The organism is Proteus vulgaris (assembly GCF_011045815.1).
Classification (GTDB): domain Bacteria; phylum Pseudomonadota; class Gammaproteobacteria; order Enterobacterales; family Enterobacteriaceae; genus Proteus; species Proteus vulgaris_B.
In genome coordinates this window covers 236587-251260 of record NZ_CP047344.1, presented here as the reverse complement: position 1 = coordinate 251260, position 14674 = coordinate 236587, and the positions used below count along the sequence as shown (strand labels likewise).

Sequence of the window (14674 nt, the reverse complement as noted above, 5' to 3'; positions counted from 1 at the left end):
TTAATCAAAGATTATTCAGCAACGATGATAACATTCAGTTCAGCGAATACGTCACTGTGAACTTGGAAGTGAACTTCGTGGTCACCAGTAGTACGCAGAACGCCATTTGGCAGGCGAACTTCGCTCTTACACATTTCAACGCCAGCTGCAGTTACTGCATCAGCGATGTCACGAGTACCGATTGAACCAAACAGTTTACCTTCGTCACCCGCTTTAGAGCTGATAGTGACAGAACCCAGTGCATTGATCTTCGCTGCACGAGCTTCAGCTGCTGCTAAAGTTTCAGCTAATTTAGCTTCTAACTCAGCACGACGCGCTTCGAAAAACTCGATGTTTTTCTTAGTCGCAGAAACAGCTTTACCCTGTGGGATTAAATAGTTACGAGCATAGCCCGATTTTACGTTAACCTGATCACCCAGGCTACCCAGATTCGCTACTTTATCAAGCAGAATAATTTGCATTACCTTATCCTCTACAAGTCATTAATGGACTATATACCTATTACTGATGACGATCAGTATAAGGTAATAAAGACAGGTAGCGTGCGCGCTTGATAGCACGAGCCAGCTGACGCTGGTATTTTGCACGAGTACCGGTGATACGACTTGGTACAATTTTACCACTTTCAGTGATATAGTTTTTCAGCGTAGCGATATCTTTATAATCGATCTCTTGTACGCCTTCTGCTGTGAAACGGCAGAACTTACGACGACGGAAATAACGTGCCATATGGCTAGTCTCCAGAATCTATCAATTCAATCTGCTCGGCATGAAGCACCAATTTAAATAATCCATTTCGCGCCTGATGGCTACTAATGAATCCTGAAACGGTGATTTGGCTGCCGACCGTTATACTGTGAGTAACTGCTTGTAACGCTTTCCCGCTAGCAATAATGGGCATTCGACACCATGATTGTCTTTTTAATCCCGCCTCTTCTTGCATTGAACGATGTTCAATAACAAATTGACAGTGCGGGATCCCAGCGGGGCTAACTTTTCGTATTAATGCTTTGCACACTGTGCCAGTTAGCACCAAATGATTATTAGCCGTCACAGCACTAATTACTCTTCAGAATCCTCTGCTACATCATCAACTTCATCTTCTTCATCGAGGTCATCAGCGATATCACGACGGCGTTCGTCTTTTGCTTTAACCATTGGAGAAGCTTCAGTTACTGCGTGTTTAGTACGCATGATCATGTTGCGGAGAACGGCATCGTTGAAACGGAAAGTAGTTTCCAGTTCATCAATCACTTCCTGCGGAGCTTCAACGTTCATCAGAACGTAGTGTGCTTTGTGCAGTTTGTTGATTGGATAAGCTAATTGACGACGACCCCAGTCTTCTAGACGGTGGATCTGACCATTTGCATTAGTGATAGCGGTTTTATAACGCTCGATCATGCCCGGAACTTGTTCGCTCTGGTCAGGATGAACCATAAAAACGATTTCGTAATGACGCATTTGATATTGCTCCTTACGGATTTATCAGCCTCCTGTCAGGGTCAGTCACCACCCATGGAGGCAAGGAACTTGTTTAAGTTGTGACTGAAAAAATTGACGCGTAACTATACCCCCGCGGCCAATAAAACTCAAGGGAGTATAGAGAATAAAATAAGCTAAGCGATTATTTCACAATAATACGCTGACGCATTGCTTCAAATAAGCAAACACCCGTTGCGACAGAAACGTTGAGCGAAGACACCGTACCCGCCATTGGAATACTAATAAGTTCATCGCAATGCTCACGCGTTAAACGGCGCATTCCTTCACCTTCAGCCCCCATCACCAAAGCCATAGGACCGGTAAGTTTGCTTTGATATAAAGTATGGTCTGCTTCCCCTGCTGTGCCGACAATCCAAACGTTCTCTTCTTGCAAAAAACGCAATGTACGAGCAAGGTTAGTCACTTTAATTAAAGGAACACTTTCCGCTGCACCACATGCGACTTTTTTTGCTGTAGCATTTAATTGTGCGGAACGATCTTTGGGAACAATGACAGCATGTACACCGGCTGCATCTGCGCTACGTAAACATGCACCTAAATTATGCGGATCTGTTACGCCATCTAACACTAATAAGAAAGGTGTACCAACTTTAGCTAATAAATCGGGTAAATCTTGTTCTTGGTACTGACGACCAGGTTTCACTTTTGCAATGATACCTTGGTGAACAGCACCTTCCGTTTGGCTATCTAACCACTGACGATTAGCCACTTGAACTAAAATCCCTTGGGCTTCTAATTCATGGATAACGGGAGTTAAACGGCGATCTTCACGCCCTTTTAATACATAAACTTCTTTAAAACGCGCAGGATCACGCTCAAGTAATGCTTTTACTGCGTGAATACCATAAATAATTTCTTCGCTCATAGCGGTGATTACTCATTAAAAAAATAAAAGGTACAAAACAGATAAAAGGCGGGGTCTCCGCCTTTTAAAAAAGAACTAGAAGAACAAATCTTATGCTTTATCGCGTTTGGCCGCGCGTTTAGCTTTAAGCTTTGCTTCTATCTTTTTGGTTTGTGATGATGCTTTCTTGCGTTTACTACTCGCTTTATCTTTAGCAACTTGGTCTTTTACAGCTCTGTCTTTGTTTGCATTGCTTTTAGCTGATTTTCCTTTTTTAAAGGCGCTATCTGGCTCAAAGTTTTTATCTTTGCTTGCATCACGACGTCGAGACTTACTAGAACTTGCGTTTTTCTTGTCTTTTTCGCCCTTTAAGCCACGAACTCGTGCTGTTTTACCTGGGTTACGTGCTGTGCGTGTTGTTGAAATTAAGGAGAAGTCGATAGTACGTTCATCCATACTGACGGCTTCAACTTTAACTTCAACTTCATCACCGAGGCGATAGACTTGTCCTGAAGACTCACCAATTAAACGCTGCCCCACATTATCATATTGATAGTAATCATTATTTAATGTAGAAACATGCACTAAGCCATCAATAAATAGATCATTTAAGCGAACAAAGAAACCAAAGCCCGTTACACTAGTGATAATACCCGTAAATTGTTGACCAATTTGATCCAGCATAAAATCACATTTTAGCCAATCAGCCACATCTCTTGTTGCTTCATCAGCACGACGTTCCGTTAAAGAACAGTGCTCACCTAATTGCAACATAGTATCCATATCGCTATGGTAGCCGCCTGTTGGGGTCCAACGCTGTGAGCCGTGACCTTCTTGTTTAGCAATTTGATATTTAATTGCTCGGTGCAAGGCTAAATCAGGATAACGACGAATTGGCGAGGTAAAGTGTGCATAAGACTTCAATGCTAAACCAAAGTGTCCACGATTTTCAGGATCGTAAATCGCCTGTTTCATTGAGCGCAAGATCATAGTTTGTAGCATTTCACGATCAGGTCGGTCTTCAACCTCTTTCATGACACGCGCATAATCTGCTGGTTCTGGTGTTAACCCACCCGGCAATGTTAAACCTAATTCATTAAAGACTGAACGTAAATTCAGTACACTTTCTTCTTTCGGTTTATCATGAATACGGTATAACGCAGGCTCTTCATTTTTCTCAACAAAACGAGCTGCGGCGATATTCGCTAAGATCATGCACTCTTCAATTAATTTGTGTGCATCGTTACGAACAACAGGCTCGATACGTTCAATACGGCGCTCTGCATTGAAGATAAATTTCGCTTCTTCAGATTCAAACCCAATCGCACCACGTTGCTCACGCGCTTTATCAAGCACTTGGTATAACTCATATAGATGCTCAATATCTTGAACGATAGGTTTATAGTGTTCACGTAACTCTTCATCGCCTTGAATAATCTTCCACACTTTGGTGTATGTCATTCGTGCATGAGAGCTCATCACTGCTTCATAGAATTTATAAGAAGAGAGACGCCCTTGCTCAGAAACGGTCATCTCACAAACCATACATAAACGATCAACTTGTGGGTTTAGTGAACACAGCCCATTAGACAGAATTTCTGGCAACATCGGGACAACTTGAGAAGGGAAATAAACGGAGTTTCCTCGACTACGTGCTTCTGTATCTAGTGCCGTTTGTGGACGTACATAGTAACTAACATCAGCAATTGCGACCCATAAACGCCAACCACCGCCTTTTTTACGTTGACAGTACACTGCGTCATCGAAATCTCGTGCGTCTTCACCATCAATTGTAATTAAAGGTAAGCCACGTAAATCAATACGACCTTCTTTGGCAGAATCAGGCACTTCTTCTTTTAAATCAGCGACTTCTTTTGTGACTTTTGCAGGCCAAGTATAAGGAATTTCATGAGTACGTAATGCGATTTCTACCGCAATACCTGTTCCCATCGTTTCACCTAAAATCTCAACAATACGACCTACAGCTTGAGTCCGTCGCGTTGGCCTTGTAGTGACTTCAACCACCACCACATTACCCATACGCGCACCCATGATATCTTCTTTAGGAATAAGAATATCAAAACTTAAACGGCTATCGTCCGGTACAACAAATCCCATACCAGATTCAATAAAATAGCGGCCAACAATTTGGTTATTTCTTGGTTCAATAACACGCACTACGCGACCTTCACGACGGCCTTTTCTATCCATACCTAAAGGTTGAGCAAGAATAACATCACCATGCATGGTTTTTTTCATTTCATCTTGTGAAAGATAAAGGTCATCTTTTTGACCTTCTGCACGTAAAAAACCATAACCATCACGGTGACCGATGACCTTACCTTTCCATAAATCAAGGCGTTCAGGCAATGCGTAACACTGACGGCGAGTAAACACTAACTGACCATCACGCTCCATCGCTCTTAAACGGCGACGTAACGCCTCTAGGTCTTCTTCTCCAGAAATTTTTAACGCCTGCGCTAAATCTTCACGACTCATTGGAGCCGTGCGCTTTTTCATTTCTTCTAAAATATATTCGCGACTAGCAATTGGAGAGGCGTATTTCTCTGCTTCTCTATCTTGAAAAGGATCTTTTGACATTATGACCTCCAAGCTATCAGATTTAATGAAATAGTAGACTCAAATATCTTCTAATAACAATTTATATAAGGAGCTATTATTTTCAACTAGCTCTGCGAGTGTGTGACGGTCTAACTCTTTCAAAAACTGCTCAATCGCCTGATTTAAAACCAGTTTTAGCCGACAAGCTGGGGTAATGTGACAAAACTCAGCACTACAGTTTACTAATGAAAGTGGCTCTAAAGCACGGACAACATCACCGACAATGATGTCTGTTGCAGGCTTGCCTAAACGGATCCCTCCATTTTTACCGCGAATAGCCTCAACAAATCCCAAATGGCTCAGTTGATTAATAATTTTCACCATATGATTACGTGAGACACCATAAACTTGCGTCACTTCTGTGATGCTCGTCATTTTGCCTTCTGGCAGTGAAGCCATATATATCAATGCTCGCAATCCATAATCTGTAAAACTGGTTAATTGCACAATGACCTCTGAAAAGTGGTTTTCCCTATTAAATGTGTTAAGGGATAAGTAATTAGTAATGAGAATATCATTTTATTAAGCAATATTATGTTTAATTTTTGGACATTTAGCAAAGATATGCTCAAAAGTGAGTCATTTCCGTCTCTCACTTGACTACTAACAAAATAATAGCGACATCACAGGCAAAGAAAAAGCGATACTGTCGATTTTCAACAGATCGCTTTTCTATTTCTGGCGTTACAATAATAACATTGTCTTATTGTTTTTACTCGTTACAGACAAAACAGAAGCAAAACCGAGTGTAAAGCTGTCTTATCTTATTATGTAACGTGTATTTTTGTCTTTAATTCACTAACAAACAGATACGAAAAAATCGCCCCTGTCATTTTCAGGGACGATTTTCACATCAAACCTATTTAATGCAAATTAAGCATCAAATGGATGACGGAGAATAATAGTCTCGGAGCGATCTGGTCCTGTAGAAACGATATCAACAGGAACACCAGTCAACTCTTCTACACGTTTGATGTAGTTCAGTGCTGCTTGTGGCAATTGAGCGTGATCTTTCACACCAAATGTCGTTTCGTTCCAACCCGGCATTGATTCATAGATAGGCTCAATACCTTCCCAATCATCAGCAGCTAAAGGCGTTGTATCAATCACTTCACCATTTGGTAAGCGATAACCTACGCACAGTTTCACTTCTTTCAGACCATCTAATACATCCAGTTTAGTCATGCAGAAGCCAGACAGTGAGTTGATTTGAACAGCGCGACGAATAGCGATGATATCTAACCAACCAGTACGACGGCTACGACCAGTGGTTGCACCAAACTCTTGGCCTTTCTCACGCAGGAAGTCACCCACTTCATCAAACAGTTCAGTTGGGAATGGACCTGCACCGACACGGGTAGAGTACGCTTTGATGATCCCTAATACGTAACCAACATAGCGAGGGCCTAAACCTGAGCCAGTTGCCACGCCACCTGCTGTGGTGTTTGAAGAGGTTACATACGGATAAGTACCATGGTCGATGTCTAATAAAGTACCTTGTGCACCTTCAAACATCACTAACTCACCGTTTTGTGTTGCTTTGTACAGTAAGTCAGAAACATCAACAACCATACCTGTCAGAATATCAGCGATTGCCATGATATCGTCTAAGGTTTTTTGGTAATCAACCGGTTCAACTTTGTAGTAGTTCACCAGTTGGAAGTTATGGTATTCGATGATTTCTTTGAGTTTTTGTGCAAATGCTTTTTTATCAAACAGATCGCCAACACGTAAACCACGACGAGCAACTTTATCTTCGTAAGCAGGGCCAATACCGCGACCTGTTGTACCGATAGCTTTCTCGCCACGTGCTTTCTCACGCGCATTATCTAATGCGATATGATAAGGAAGGATTAATGGGCAAGCTTCAGACAGAAGTAAACGAGAGCGAACAGGAATGCCACGATCTTCAAGTTGGGTCATTTCCTTCATCAGTGCTTCTGGTGATAAAACGACACCGTTTGCTATGATGCTAACAACATTTTCACGGAGAATGCCTGATGGGATTAAATGAAGAACGGTTTTTTCACCGTCGATGACTAGAGTGTGACCCGCGTTATGGCCACCTTGGTAGCGAACAACATACTTAGCGCGTTCTGTCAGCAAATCGACTATCTTGCCTTTGCCTTCGTCACCCCACTGGGTGCCCAATACGACAACGTTATTACTCATTTCAAAATACACTCGGTTGCTTAAAAAAGGATTCTACCATCTCAAATCAAGAGTTACAGTAGATTTTATCTAATTATGTCATCCCCGCTTTTAAGCAATAGATTATCTTGCCATTGTCAATATTTTTGCCCGAAAAATCCGCACCACAAACATATTGTGACTTTCATCAACAGTTTTGATCGCAAAAATAGGAAGCAGAGTGACATAAAAGTGAAAATGGCGAAGAAGACGCTTCGGAATTGCCGAAGGTTTATCTTGAAATGCAATTTTCACTTTATACTATCCCAGCTAAAGCCATTTTGGAAACCATTAAGGGTAATTTTTCATCTTAATAAGCACAATTATTTATTTTGCTACTAAGTAATTCTTTTTATCTTATTGATCTAAAAAAAATTCCCCACTTATTAAGGTGGAGAATTTTTATTATTTATTCAGTCAATCTAACGCGTTTTAATTACTCTTCAATCGCACGCGCTTTGGTTGGTGCTTTCATATAGCGTAAGAAATCGCTATCTGGGCTTAACACCATGACGTCATTGCCGTCTTGATTAAAGCTCTTCTCATAAGCACGTAAGCTACGAATGAAAGCATAGAAGTCAGGATCTTGGTTGAATGCATCAGCAAACAGTTTTGTTGCTTGTGCATCACCTTCACCACGAAGACGTAAAGATTCACGCTCAGATTCAGCTAATGTTTCTGTTACTGTCTTATCCGCCGCTGCACGAATTTTCACCGCTTGCTCTTGACCTTGTGAACGGTGACGACGAGCAACTGCTTCACGTTCTGCACGCATACGCTGATAAATCGCCTCAGAAACTTCCATAGGTAGGTTGATTTGCTTGATTCGAACGTCAATCACTTCAATACCTAATGCCGCCATACTGTTCATATTGATAGCAGGAGCTTGACCTTTAGTTTCTTCAGCTACTTTCTTCGCCGCAATGGCAATAGCATCATCAGCAGCACTTGTATCTCGAGAAGGTGTACCTTCATTCAGTGCATTACGAACATCAATGGTTAAACGACCACGAGAATCCGTAATAATTTGATTTACGCTCATACGACCAATTTCAGAACGTAAACGGTCACTGAATTTACGACGCAGTAAAGTTTCAGCTTGCGTTGTATTACCGCCACCTGTTGCCAGATAGTAAGTACTGAAATCACTGATACGCCATTTTAGATAAGAGTCAACTAATAAGTCTTTATTCTCACCAGATAAGAAACGGTCTTGCTGGATATTCATAGTTTGAATACGCGCATCCAGTTTTTTCACATTCTCAATGAATGGAATTTTAAAATGAAGACCTGGCTCATAAACAACAGGTTTATTTTCAGCATCACGAACAACTTTTGCGAAGCGTAAAATAATACCACGCTCATATTGTTGAACGACAAATACAGAGGAGTACAACAACGCTAAAATAATAACTGCAACAACAGCGATAACTTTACGCATGATTATTGTCCTCCTTGATTATTGCCGTAAGGCTGACCATAACCGCCATTATTACTACCATATCCACCATTACCATAAGTCGTTGTTGCTGGTTTTTGTGTCGGTGTTGGGTTTACAGTTGGAGCTGGTGCGGGTATACGAGCCGGCGCCTCAAGGGTATTTGATGCACCCGATTGAGATGGCTGACGTAGCATTTGCTCTAAAGGTAGCACTAACATGCTGTTACCTTTATCATTTGCAATGACTTTACGTGTTTTCGATAGCACTTTTTCCATCGTTTCAATGTAAAGACGCTCGCGAGTAATTTCAGGAGCTGCACGATACTCAGGTAAGATTTTAGCAAAGCTAGCTACCTCACCCTCTGCTCTCATCACCACACTGGTTTTATACGCTGTTGCTTCTTCAATCATACGTTGTGCGTTACCTTTAGCTAACGGTAACACTTCGTTTTTATAAGCTTCAGCTTGACGAATTGTTTTTTGTTCTTCTTCACGAGCCGCAATTACGTCATCGAATGCCGCTTTTACAGCTTCTGGAGGACGCGCTACTTGGAAGTTGACGTCCACAATAGAGATACCCATATTATAAGGACGGATAGTCTCTTCTAATTCTTGACGCGTCTGGTCACGAATTTCTGAACGGTTTGAAGTCAGAATTTTTTCCATTTCTGAACGACCAATAACACCACGTACAGCACTGTCGGTTGCTTGACCTAAGCTGTTAATAGGTGTTGTGAGGTTAAACAGAAATGTTTCTGGATCAGAGACAACGTACTGCACGTTTATCTCAACTTGAACCATATTTTCATCTGACGTTAACATCATGCCACCCGTGGTTAAATCACGGATAGTTTTCACGTTAACAGGCTGAACCTCATCAATAAAAGTCGGTTTCCAGTTCAGACCGGGTTCAACGATTTGGTAAAATTTACCAAAACGAGTTACGACACCCTGTTCTGCTTCTTTAATGGTATAAAAACCACTTGCAGCCCAAACTACGACAACCGCACCTAATGCAAGAGAAATCAAAAGATTTCCAGCATTACCACGAGGCCCGCCATTTTGCCCAGAAGAGGAGTTCCCACCTTTTTTACCGCCGAAACCACCAAGTTTTTCACTCAGTTTACGGAACATATCATCGAGATCTGATGCTCCACGATTCCGACCTCCTTGATTGCCGTTGGAGTTACCGTTACCATCGCCATTATTATTGCCGCTGTTTCGGTTACCCCACGGGTCGCGGTCTTGTCCGTTGTTACCGGGCTGATTCCACGCCATGTTCTAGCTCCATTATTATGATTAGATTTATCAGGCTTAAGAGCCGATTTCGTCGCCAGCTCTCAGTTAATGTTCTTTTTTATGGCCGAATATCAGACCACGTAATCCAATAAATTGGGTTCCTGCTTGCAAAGGCGATGCCAGTCTACCATAGGCATACGTATGATTAGCCCAACTTTACCGTCTTTTTCAATCCATTCACGTTCTATTGACTGTAATTGATAAAAACGACTACGCAAGCGCCCTGTATCTTCTGGCGGTAAACGTAATTCAAAGTGTGCGATCTCACCTGAAAGACGTTCTGTCAACGCCTGATATAACAGAGGAATACCTTCGCCTGTTTGTGCTGAAACCCAAACCCTAATGGGTAAGTTTTCTTCATTTCGATCAATTCTTGGAGTGAAATCTTCAAGAAGATCAATTTTGTTCATGACATGCAGTGTGGGTATTTCTTGAGCATCTATCTCTTCTAATACACTTTCAACTGCATGAATATTATCCTCAAAACGACTATCCGCTGCATCAATAACATGAAGAAGTAAGGTTGCTTCTCGTGTTTCTTGCAAAGTCGCTTTAAAAGCAGCAACAAGATCATGAGGCAAATGTCGAATAAATCCAACGGTATCAGCCAATACAACTGTTCCTACATCATCAACTTGAATACGTCTTAATGTGGGGTCCAATGTTGCAAACAACTGATCTGCTGCATACACATCAGAACAGGTAATATGATTAAATAAACTCGATTTTCCTGCATTTGTGTAACCAACAAGGGATAATGTTGGAATATCAGCTTTACTCCGCGCTTGTCTTCCTTGTTCACGCTGACGCTCAACCCTACCCAATCGCATTAGAATTTGACTAATTTTACCTCGGAGTAAGCGGCGGTCTGTTTCTAGCTGAGTTTCACCCGGTCCTCGTAACCCAATCCCTCCTTTTTGTCTCTCAAGGTGAGTCCACCCTCTGACTAAACGAGTTGATAAGTGACGTAACTGGGCGAGTTCTACCTGTAGCTTTCCTTCATGAGTTCTTGCTCTTTGAGCAAAAATATCAAGGATAACTCCCGTGCGATCAACTACACGGCATTCACAAAGCCTTTCCAGATTTCGTTCTTGTGCCGGTGTTAGTGCATGATTAAATAAAACAACATCTGCACCACTTGCTTTTACAGCCTCGGCAATTTCTTCTGCCTTACCTTCGCCCACATAATATTTGGGATGAGGCGCTTTACGATTTCCTGTAATAATCTGAACTGGCTTAACACCCGCAGATGTCACCAAGGATTCAAATTCTTGCAAATCATCAACATCCTTTTCTTGAGAAAAGAAGACGTGCACTAAGACGGCGAGTTCGCCACCTTCATAACGATCAAACAAAGGCGAAACCTCTTGGACTTTATAAAAACAGGAAAAAACATAGGTAAAGTCTCCCTACCTATGTTTTTCTTATATCAAGAATAATAATGGATAATTATTCTGCAACATCATCCTGCTGAGTAGCGCTACCGCTGTAACCTGTACCAGTTTGATTCGTACCTGTATTGCTATGATGAGAAACAGGACGCGAAGGTACCACGGTAGAGATAGCATGTTTATATACCATCTGGCTTACTGTGTTTTTCAGCAAAATAACAAATTGGTCAAAAGATTCGATCTGACCCTGCAATTTAATACCGTTTACCAAATAGATAGAAACGGGAACCCTTTCACGACGTAATGCGTTCAGGAAAGGATCTTGCAAAGATTGCCCCTTAGCCATTCTATGTTTTCCTTATTTTGTTGTTTTATATTAGAACCCAATTGGTTCGAAAAATGAACTACTCAAAAATTGCGCTTTGGCAACTATCAATTTTACACAAACCTACCATCTATGCACTAACTACCTGCAAAACAGTGTCAAGAGATTGTTTCGGTTCTTCACTATCAAGCCAGTGAATATCATTCCAGCCTCTTAACCAGGTGACTTGTCGCTTCGCTAATTGCCGGGTAGCACAGATCCCTCGATAAACCATCTCATCATAATCTATTTCGCCTGATAAATATGACCACATCTGGCGATAACCGACACAACGTACAGAAGGTAAATCTTCATGCAAATCACCCCGTTCATATAATGCTTTTACTTCATCTTCAAATCCACACGTTAGCATCTGTTTAAAACGTGCTTCAATGCGCTGGTGAAGAACATTTCTATCTTTCGGAGCAATCGCAAATTGATAAACATCATAGGGCAAAGATTCGCCTGATATTTTTGTCAACTCTGTCATTGTTTTACCTGAAATCAGGTAAACTTCTAGCGCACGAGAAAGCCGCTGAGGATCATTAGGATGTATTCGTTGCGCAGCAACGGGATCGACTAATCCAAGCTCTTTATGTATCGCCTCCCATCCTTGCTCTGCTGCTTTTTTCTCTATTTCAGCACGAACCTCAGGATTGGCACTAGGCAAAGGCGATAGGCCATCAAGTAACGCTTTAAAATATAGCATAGTCCCACCCACTAATAGTGGAATTCGCCCAGCAGCTGTAATTTCTTCCATTGCACTTAATGCATCTCGGCGAAAATCTGCTGCTGAGTAAGGTAATGCTGGGTCTAGAATATCAATTAATCGATGTGGCGCAAGCGATTGCTCTATCGCATCTGGCTTAGCTGTTCCAATATCCATTCCACGATAGATAAGAGCAGAATCCACACTAATAATATCTACAGGTAATTTTTGTCTTAATGCTATTGCTAATGCTGTTTTACCTGACGCTGTAGGACCCATTAAAAAAATAGCTTTAGGTTTTATTTGTATGTTTACATCGCTCATTATTTAATGCCGCTACCACCGGTTGTAATTCTATTAATTGTAATAAGTTTTTTGCTGGCTGTCTGACATATTGAGGACAAAGTCTTTCAATATCGGCCAATAGCCCAACCGCTTGAGCTTGTGACCATATTGCTTGCTCTACGCTTATCTGTTTTGCAAACCATTGCCCAAGCTGTTGTTTTGTACATAATTTTTCAATCGACAAATACGCCAATAATGCGGTCAGTAACGCGGGTAAATTTTGCTGACGCAAAGGCAACGGTACTGCATATATTGTTGCTTTACCTTGTGAAATTTCAATAGTAATACCAAATTCACTGATTAATGCGTGAAACTGATTGAATACATTAATTTCTTCTTTACTTAATGCTAATTTTAAAGGCACTAACAAAGGTTGGGGCTTTAATGTTTCATCTTTAGGCAACAATTGCGCACATTTTAACAGAAAATCAGCTTGTTCCAATGATAACAGCCCAAGACCTTGTGAAGATTCTATTAACGCATATTTCTGCTGATAAATTGCCAATACTCGCCCAAAAGTATAATCAGTTTGCCCTTCTTTCGCATTGACAGAACGAGGCATCACCGAAATCGCATCTTCTTCAATATTATTAGTTGTATGAACGATTTCATCTAAATTCAATGGGGCTCGCTCAGGAAATAACGGTATTTTTTCTTTATCGTTTAATGTAGAAGCACTTTCTTGCATCATTTTTTGATAAAGCGCACCTTGTGTACGTTGATAGCTTTCACCAAACTGACGATTTTCACCGAATTGGCGAGGTTGTTTTTGATGATGAGTCTCCCGCTCATTAATTTGATGTGACTGGGATCTATTGGCGGGGTTCTGACTAACTGGTGCTTGATAAGGCTGTGAGAATACGTTTTCACCTGCAACTTGACGATTTTCAGGAAAACTCAACGCGATTTCATTATCTTCTTCATCTAAAGTCTGTGATAAAGGTGTCTGCGTGGCTTGTCGTAAAACACTCAACACACCCTGATAGATAAAATCATGCACTAAACGTGATTCATGAAAACGGACTTCATGTTTAGCCGGATGAACATTAACGTCCACTTGATGAGGATCAACACTCAAATAGAGGATATAAGAAGGCTGTTGTTCTCCTTTCAGATATCCATCATAAGCCTGGCGAATAGCATGATTAATCAACCTATCACGCATCATTCGTCCATTAACATAACAATATTGAATATCACTGCATTGTACTGGCGATAAGGGGTGTTCCACCCAACCTTTTATTGCTAAATCACCGTGTTCCCACGATAAATGCATTGATTGATTGACAAAATTATTACCGCAAATCGCACTCAAACGGCGATTTTGCTGGCTTTCATCTTTTACTGCACGATATTGACGAACACGTTTGCCATTATGGGTAAGATTAATAGAGACATCAAAGCGCGATAACGCAATTCTTCGAACCACTTCATCAATATGTGCAAATTCTGTTTTTTCAGTGCGTAAAAATTTTCGCCTTGCTGGCGTGTTATAAAACAGATCAAGGACTTCAACCGTACTCCCCACAGGATGAGCTGCTGGTTTAACGGTAACGGTCATATCTCGGCCTTCAGCATAAGCTTGCCACGCTTCATCTTGAGATTGAGTACGTGAGGTCAGCGTTAAGCGAGAAACAGAGCTAATACTGGCTAATGCTTCTCCACGGAACCCCATACTTATTATGGCTTCAAGATCATCAAGACTTGATATTTTACTAGTTGCATGGCGAGCAAGTGCTAACTTCAAATCATCACGAGTGATGCCACATCCATTATCACGAATGCGGATAAGCTTGGCGCCACCTTTATCAATATCAATATCAATTGTAGTCGCCCCCGCATCTAAACTATTTTCGAGTAACTCTTTGACCACAGATGCAGGTCTTTCAACAACTTCCCCTGCGGCAATTTGGTTTGCAAGCTGAGGAGGTAATAAATTTATCGCCATTACCTTTATTCCCTTTTAC

Annotated in this window: 15 protein-coding genes; all 15 read right to left on the bottom strand. The window is 41.4% G+C overall.

Annotated elements, in window-relative coordinates; genetic code table 11:
* Nucleotides 1–11: 11 nt before the first annotated feature.
* The gene (gene rplI, locus GTH24_RS01285; RefSeq protein WP_023583606.1) at nucleotides 12–461 is read right to left on the bottom strand and encodes a 50S ribosomal protein L9; all 450 of its coding nucleotides are present in this window, start codon (nucleotides 459–461) and stop codon (nucleotides 12–14) included.
* Nucleotides 462–501: 40 nt separating this feature from the next.
* A complete protein-coding gene (gene rpsR / locus GTH24_RS01280) occupies nucleotides 502–729 on the bottom strand; it encodes a 30S ribosomal protein S18 (protein WP_000135199.1) in 228 nt (75 codons plus the stop codon).
* A 4-nt stretch (nucleotides 730–733) separates the two neighbouring features.
* Nucleotides 734–1054: a primosomal replication protein N gene (gene priB / locus GTH24_RS01275; RefSeq protein ID WP_036939458.1), complete on the bottom strand. Its 321-nt coding sequence runs from the start codon at nucleotides 1052–1054 to the stop codon at nucleotides 734–736.
* An 8-nt stretch (nucleotides 1055–1062) separates the two neighbouring features.
* Nucleotides 1063–1461, bottom strand: coding sequence for a 30S ribosomal protein S6 (gene rpsF / locus GTH24_RS01270; protein WP_072069598.1), 399 nt, complete (start codon nucleotides 1459–1461; stop codon nucleotides 1063–1065).
* Between the two features lie 163 nt (nucleotides 1462–1624).
* Nucleotides 1625–2368 carry a 23S rRNA (guanosine(2251)-2'-O)-methyltransferase RlmB gene (gene rlmB / locus GTH24_RS01265; RefSeq protein ID WP_006535748.1) on the bottom strand — a complete coding sequence of 248 codons (744 nt, stop codon included), beginning with the start codon at nucleotides 2366–2368 and terminating at the stop codon, nucleotides 1625–1627.
* A 90-nt stretch (nucleotides 2369–2458) separates the two neighbouring features.
* Nucleotides 2459–4948 carry a ribonuclease R gene (gene rnr, locus GTH24_RS01260; RefSeq protein ID WP_072069599.1) on the bottom strand — a complete coding sequence of 830 codons (2490 nt, stop codon included), beginning with the start codon at nucleotides 4946–4948 and terminating at the stop codon, nucleotides 2459–2461.
* A gap of 39 nt (nucleotides 4949–4987) precedes the next feature.
* Nucleotides 4988–5416, bottom strand: a complete 429-nt coding sequence (gene nsrR, locus GTH24_RS01255; RefSeq protein ID WP_115351225.1) for a nitric oxide-sensing transcriptional repressor NsrR — start codon at nucleotides 5414–5416, stop codon at nucleotides 4988–4990.
* 426 nt (nucleotides 5417–5842) lie between these two features.
* Entirely contained in the window at nucleotides 5843–7141 is a 1299-nt protein-coding gene (locus GTH24_RS01250) for an adenylosuccinate synthase (RefSeq protein ID WP_072069601.1), read from the bottom strand.
* Between the two features lie 102 nt (nucleotides 7142–7243).
* Complete coding sequence (locus GTH24_RS01245) at nucleotides 7244–7414, bottom strand: hypothetical protein (RefSeq protein ID WP_164525857.1); 171 nt, start codon at nucleotides 7412–7414, stop codon at nucleotides 7244–7246.
* A gap of 181 nt (nucleotides 7415–7595) precedes the next feature.
* Nucleotides 7596–8600 carry a protease modulator HflC gene (gene hflC, locus GTH24_RS01240; RefSeq protein WP_069369876.1) on the bottom strand — a complete coding sequence of 335 codons (1005 nt, stop codon included), beginning with the start codon at nucleotides 8598–8600 and terminating at the stop codon, nucleotides 7596–7598.
* 2 nt (nucleotides 8601–8602) lie between these two features.
* Complete coding sequence (gene hflK, locus GTH24_RS01235) at nucleotides 8603–9877, bottom strand: FtsH protease activity modulator HflK (protein ID WP_072069602.1); 1275 nt, start codon at nucleotides 9875–9877, stop codon at nucleotides 8603–8605.
* A gap of 92 nt (nucleotides 9878–9969) precedes the next feature.
* A complete protein-coding gene (gene hflX / locus GTH24_RS01230; RefSeq protein WP_072069603.1) occupies nucleotides 9970–11253 on the bottom strand; it encodes a ribosome rescue GTPase HflX in 1284 nt (427 codons plus the stop codon).
* A 94-nt stretch (nucleotides 11254–11347) separates the two neighbouring features.
* Complete coding sequence (gene hfq, locus GTH24_RS01225) at nucleotides 11348–11635, bottom strand: RNA chaperone Hfq (RefSeq protein WP_072069604.1); 288 nt, start codon at nucleotides 11633–11635, stop codon at nucleotides 11348–11350.
* 109 nt (nucleotides 11636–11744) lie between these two features.
* Entirely contained in the window at nucleotides 11745–12686 is a 942-nt protein-coding gene (gene miaA, locus GTH24_RS01220) for a tRNA (adenosine(37)-N6)-dimethylallyltransferase MiaA (protein ID WP_164525856.1), read from the bottom strand.
* The gene (mutL, locus tag GTH24_RS01215; protein ID WP_164525855.1) at nucleotides 12655–14655 is read right to left on the bottom strand and encodes a DNA mismatch repair endonuclease MutL; all 2001 of its coding nucleotides are present in this window, start codon (nucleotides 14653–14655) and stop codon (nucleotides 12655–12657) included. The genes miaA and mutL overlap by 32 nt, the downstream gene beginning before the upstream one ends.
* Between the last annotated feature and the right edge of the window lie 19 nt (nucleotides 14656–14674).

What these genes read in the sequence shown, in the direction of transcription:
- GTH24_RS01250 (WP_072069601.1), bottom strand. Translation starts at nt 7,141, where the DNA reads ATGAGTAATAACGTTGTCGTATTGGGCACCCAGTGGGGTGACGAAGGC.
- rpsR (WP_000135199.1), bottom strand. Translation starts at nt 729, where the DNA reads ATGGCACGTTATTTCCGTCGTCGTAAGTTCTGCCGTTTCACAGCAGAA.
- rnr (WP_072069599.1), bottom strand. Translation starts at nt 4,948, where the DNA reads ATGTCAAAAGATCCTTTTCAAGATAGAGAAGCAGAGAAATACGCCTCT.
- miaA (WP_164525856.1), bottom strand. Translation starts at nt 12,686, where the DNA reads ATGAGCGATGTAAACATACAAATAAAACCTAAAGCTATTTTTTTAATG.
- hfq (WP_072069604.1), bottom strand. Translation starts at nt 11,635, where the DNA reads ATGGCTAAGGGGCAATCTTTGCAAGATCCTTTCCTGAACGCATTACGT.
- mutL (WP_164525855.1), bottom strand. Translation starts at nt 14,655, where the DNA reads ATGGCGATAAATTTATTACCTCCTCAGCTTGCAAACCAAATTGCCGCA.
- hflK (WP_072069602.1), bottom strand. Translation starts at nt 9,877, where the DNA reads ATGGCGTGGAATCAGCCCGGTAACAACGGACAAGACCGCGACCCGTGG.
- rpsF (WP_072069598.1), bottom strand. Translation starts at nt 1,461, where the DNA reads ATGCGTCATTACGAAATCGTTTTTATGGTTCATCCTGACCAGAGCGAA.
- rplI (WP_023583606.1), bottom strand. Translation starts at nt 461, where the DNA reads ATGCAAATTATTCTGCTTGATAAAGTAGCGAATCTGGGTAGCCTGGGT.
- rlmB (WP_006535748.1), bottom strand. Translation starts at nt 2,368, where the DNA reads ATGAGCGAAGAAATTATTTATGGTATTCACGCAGTAAAAGCATTACTT.
- hflC (WP_069369876.1), bottom strand. Translation starts at nt 8,600, where the DNA reads ATGCGTAAAGTTATCGCTGTTGTTGCAGTTATTATTTTAGCGTTGTTG.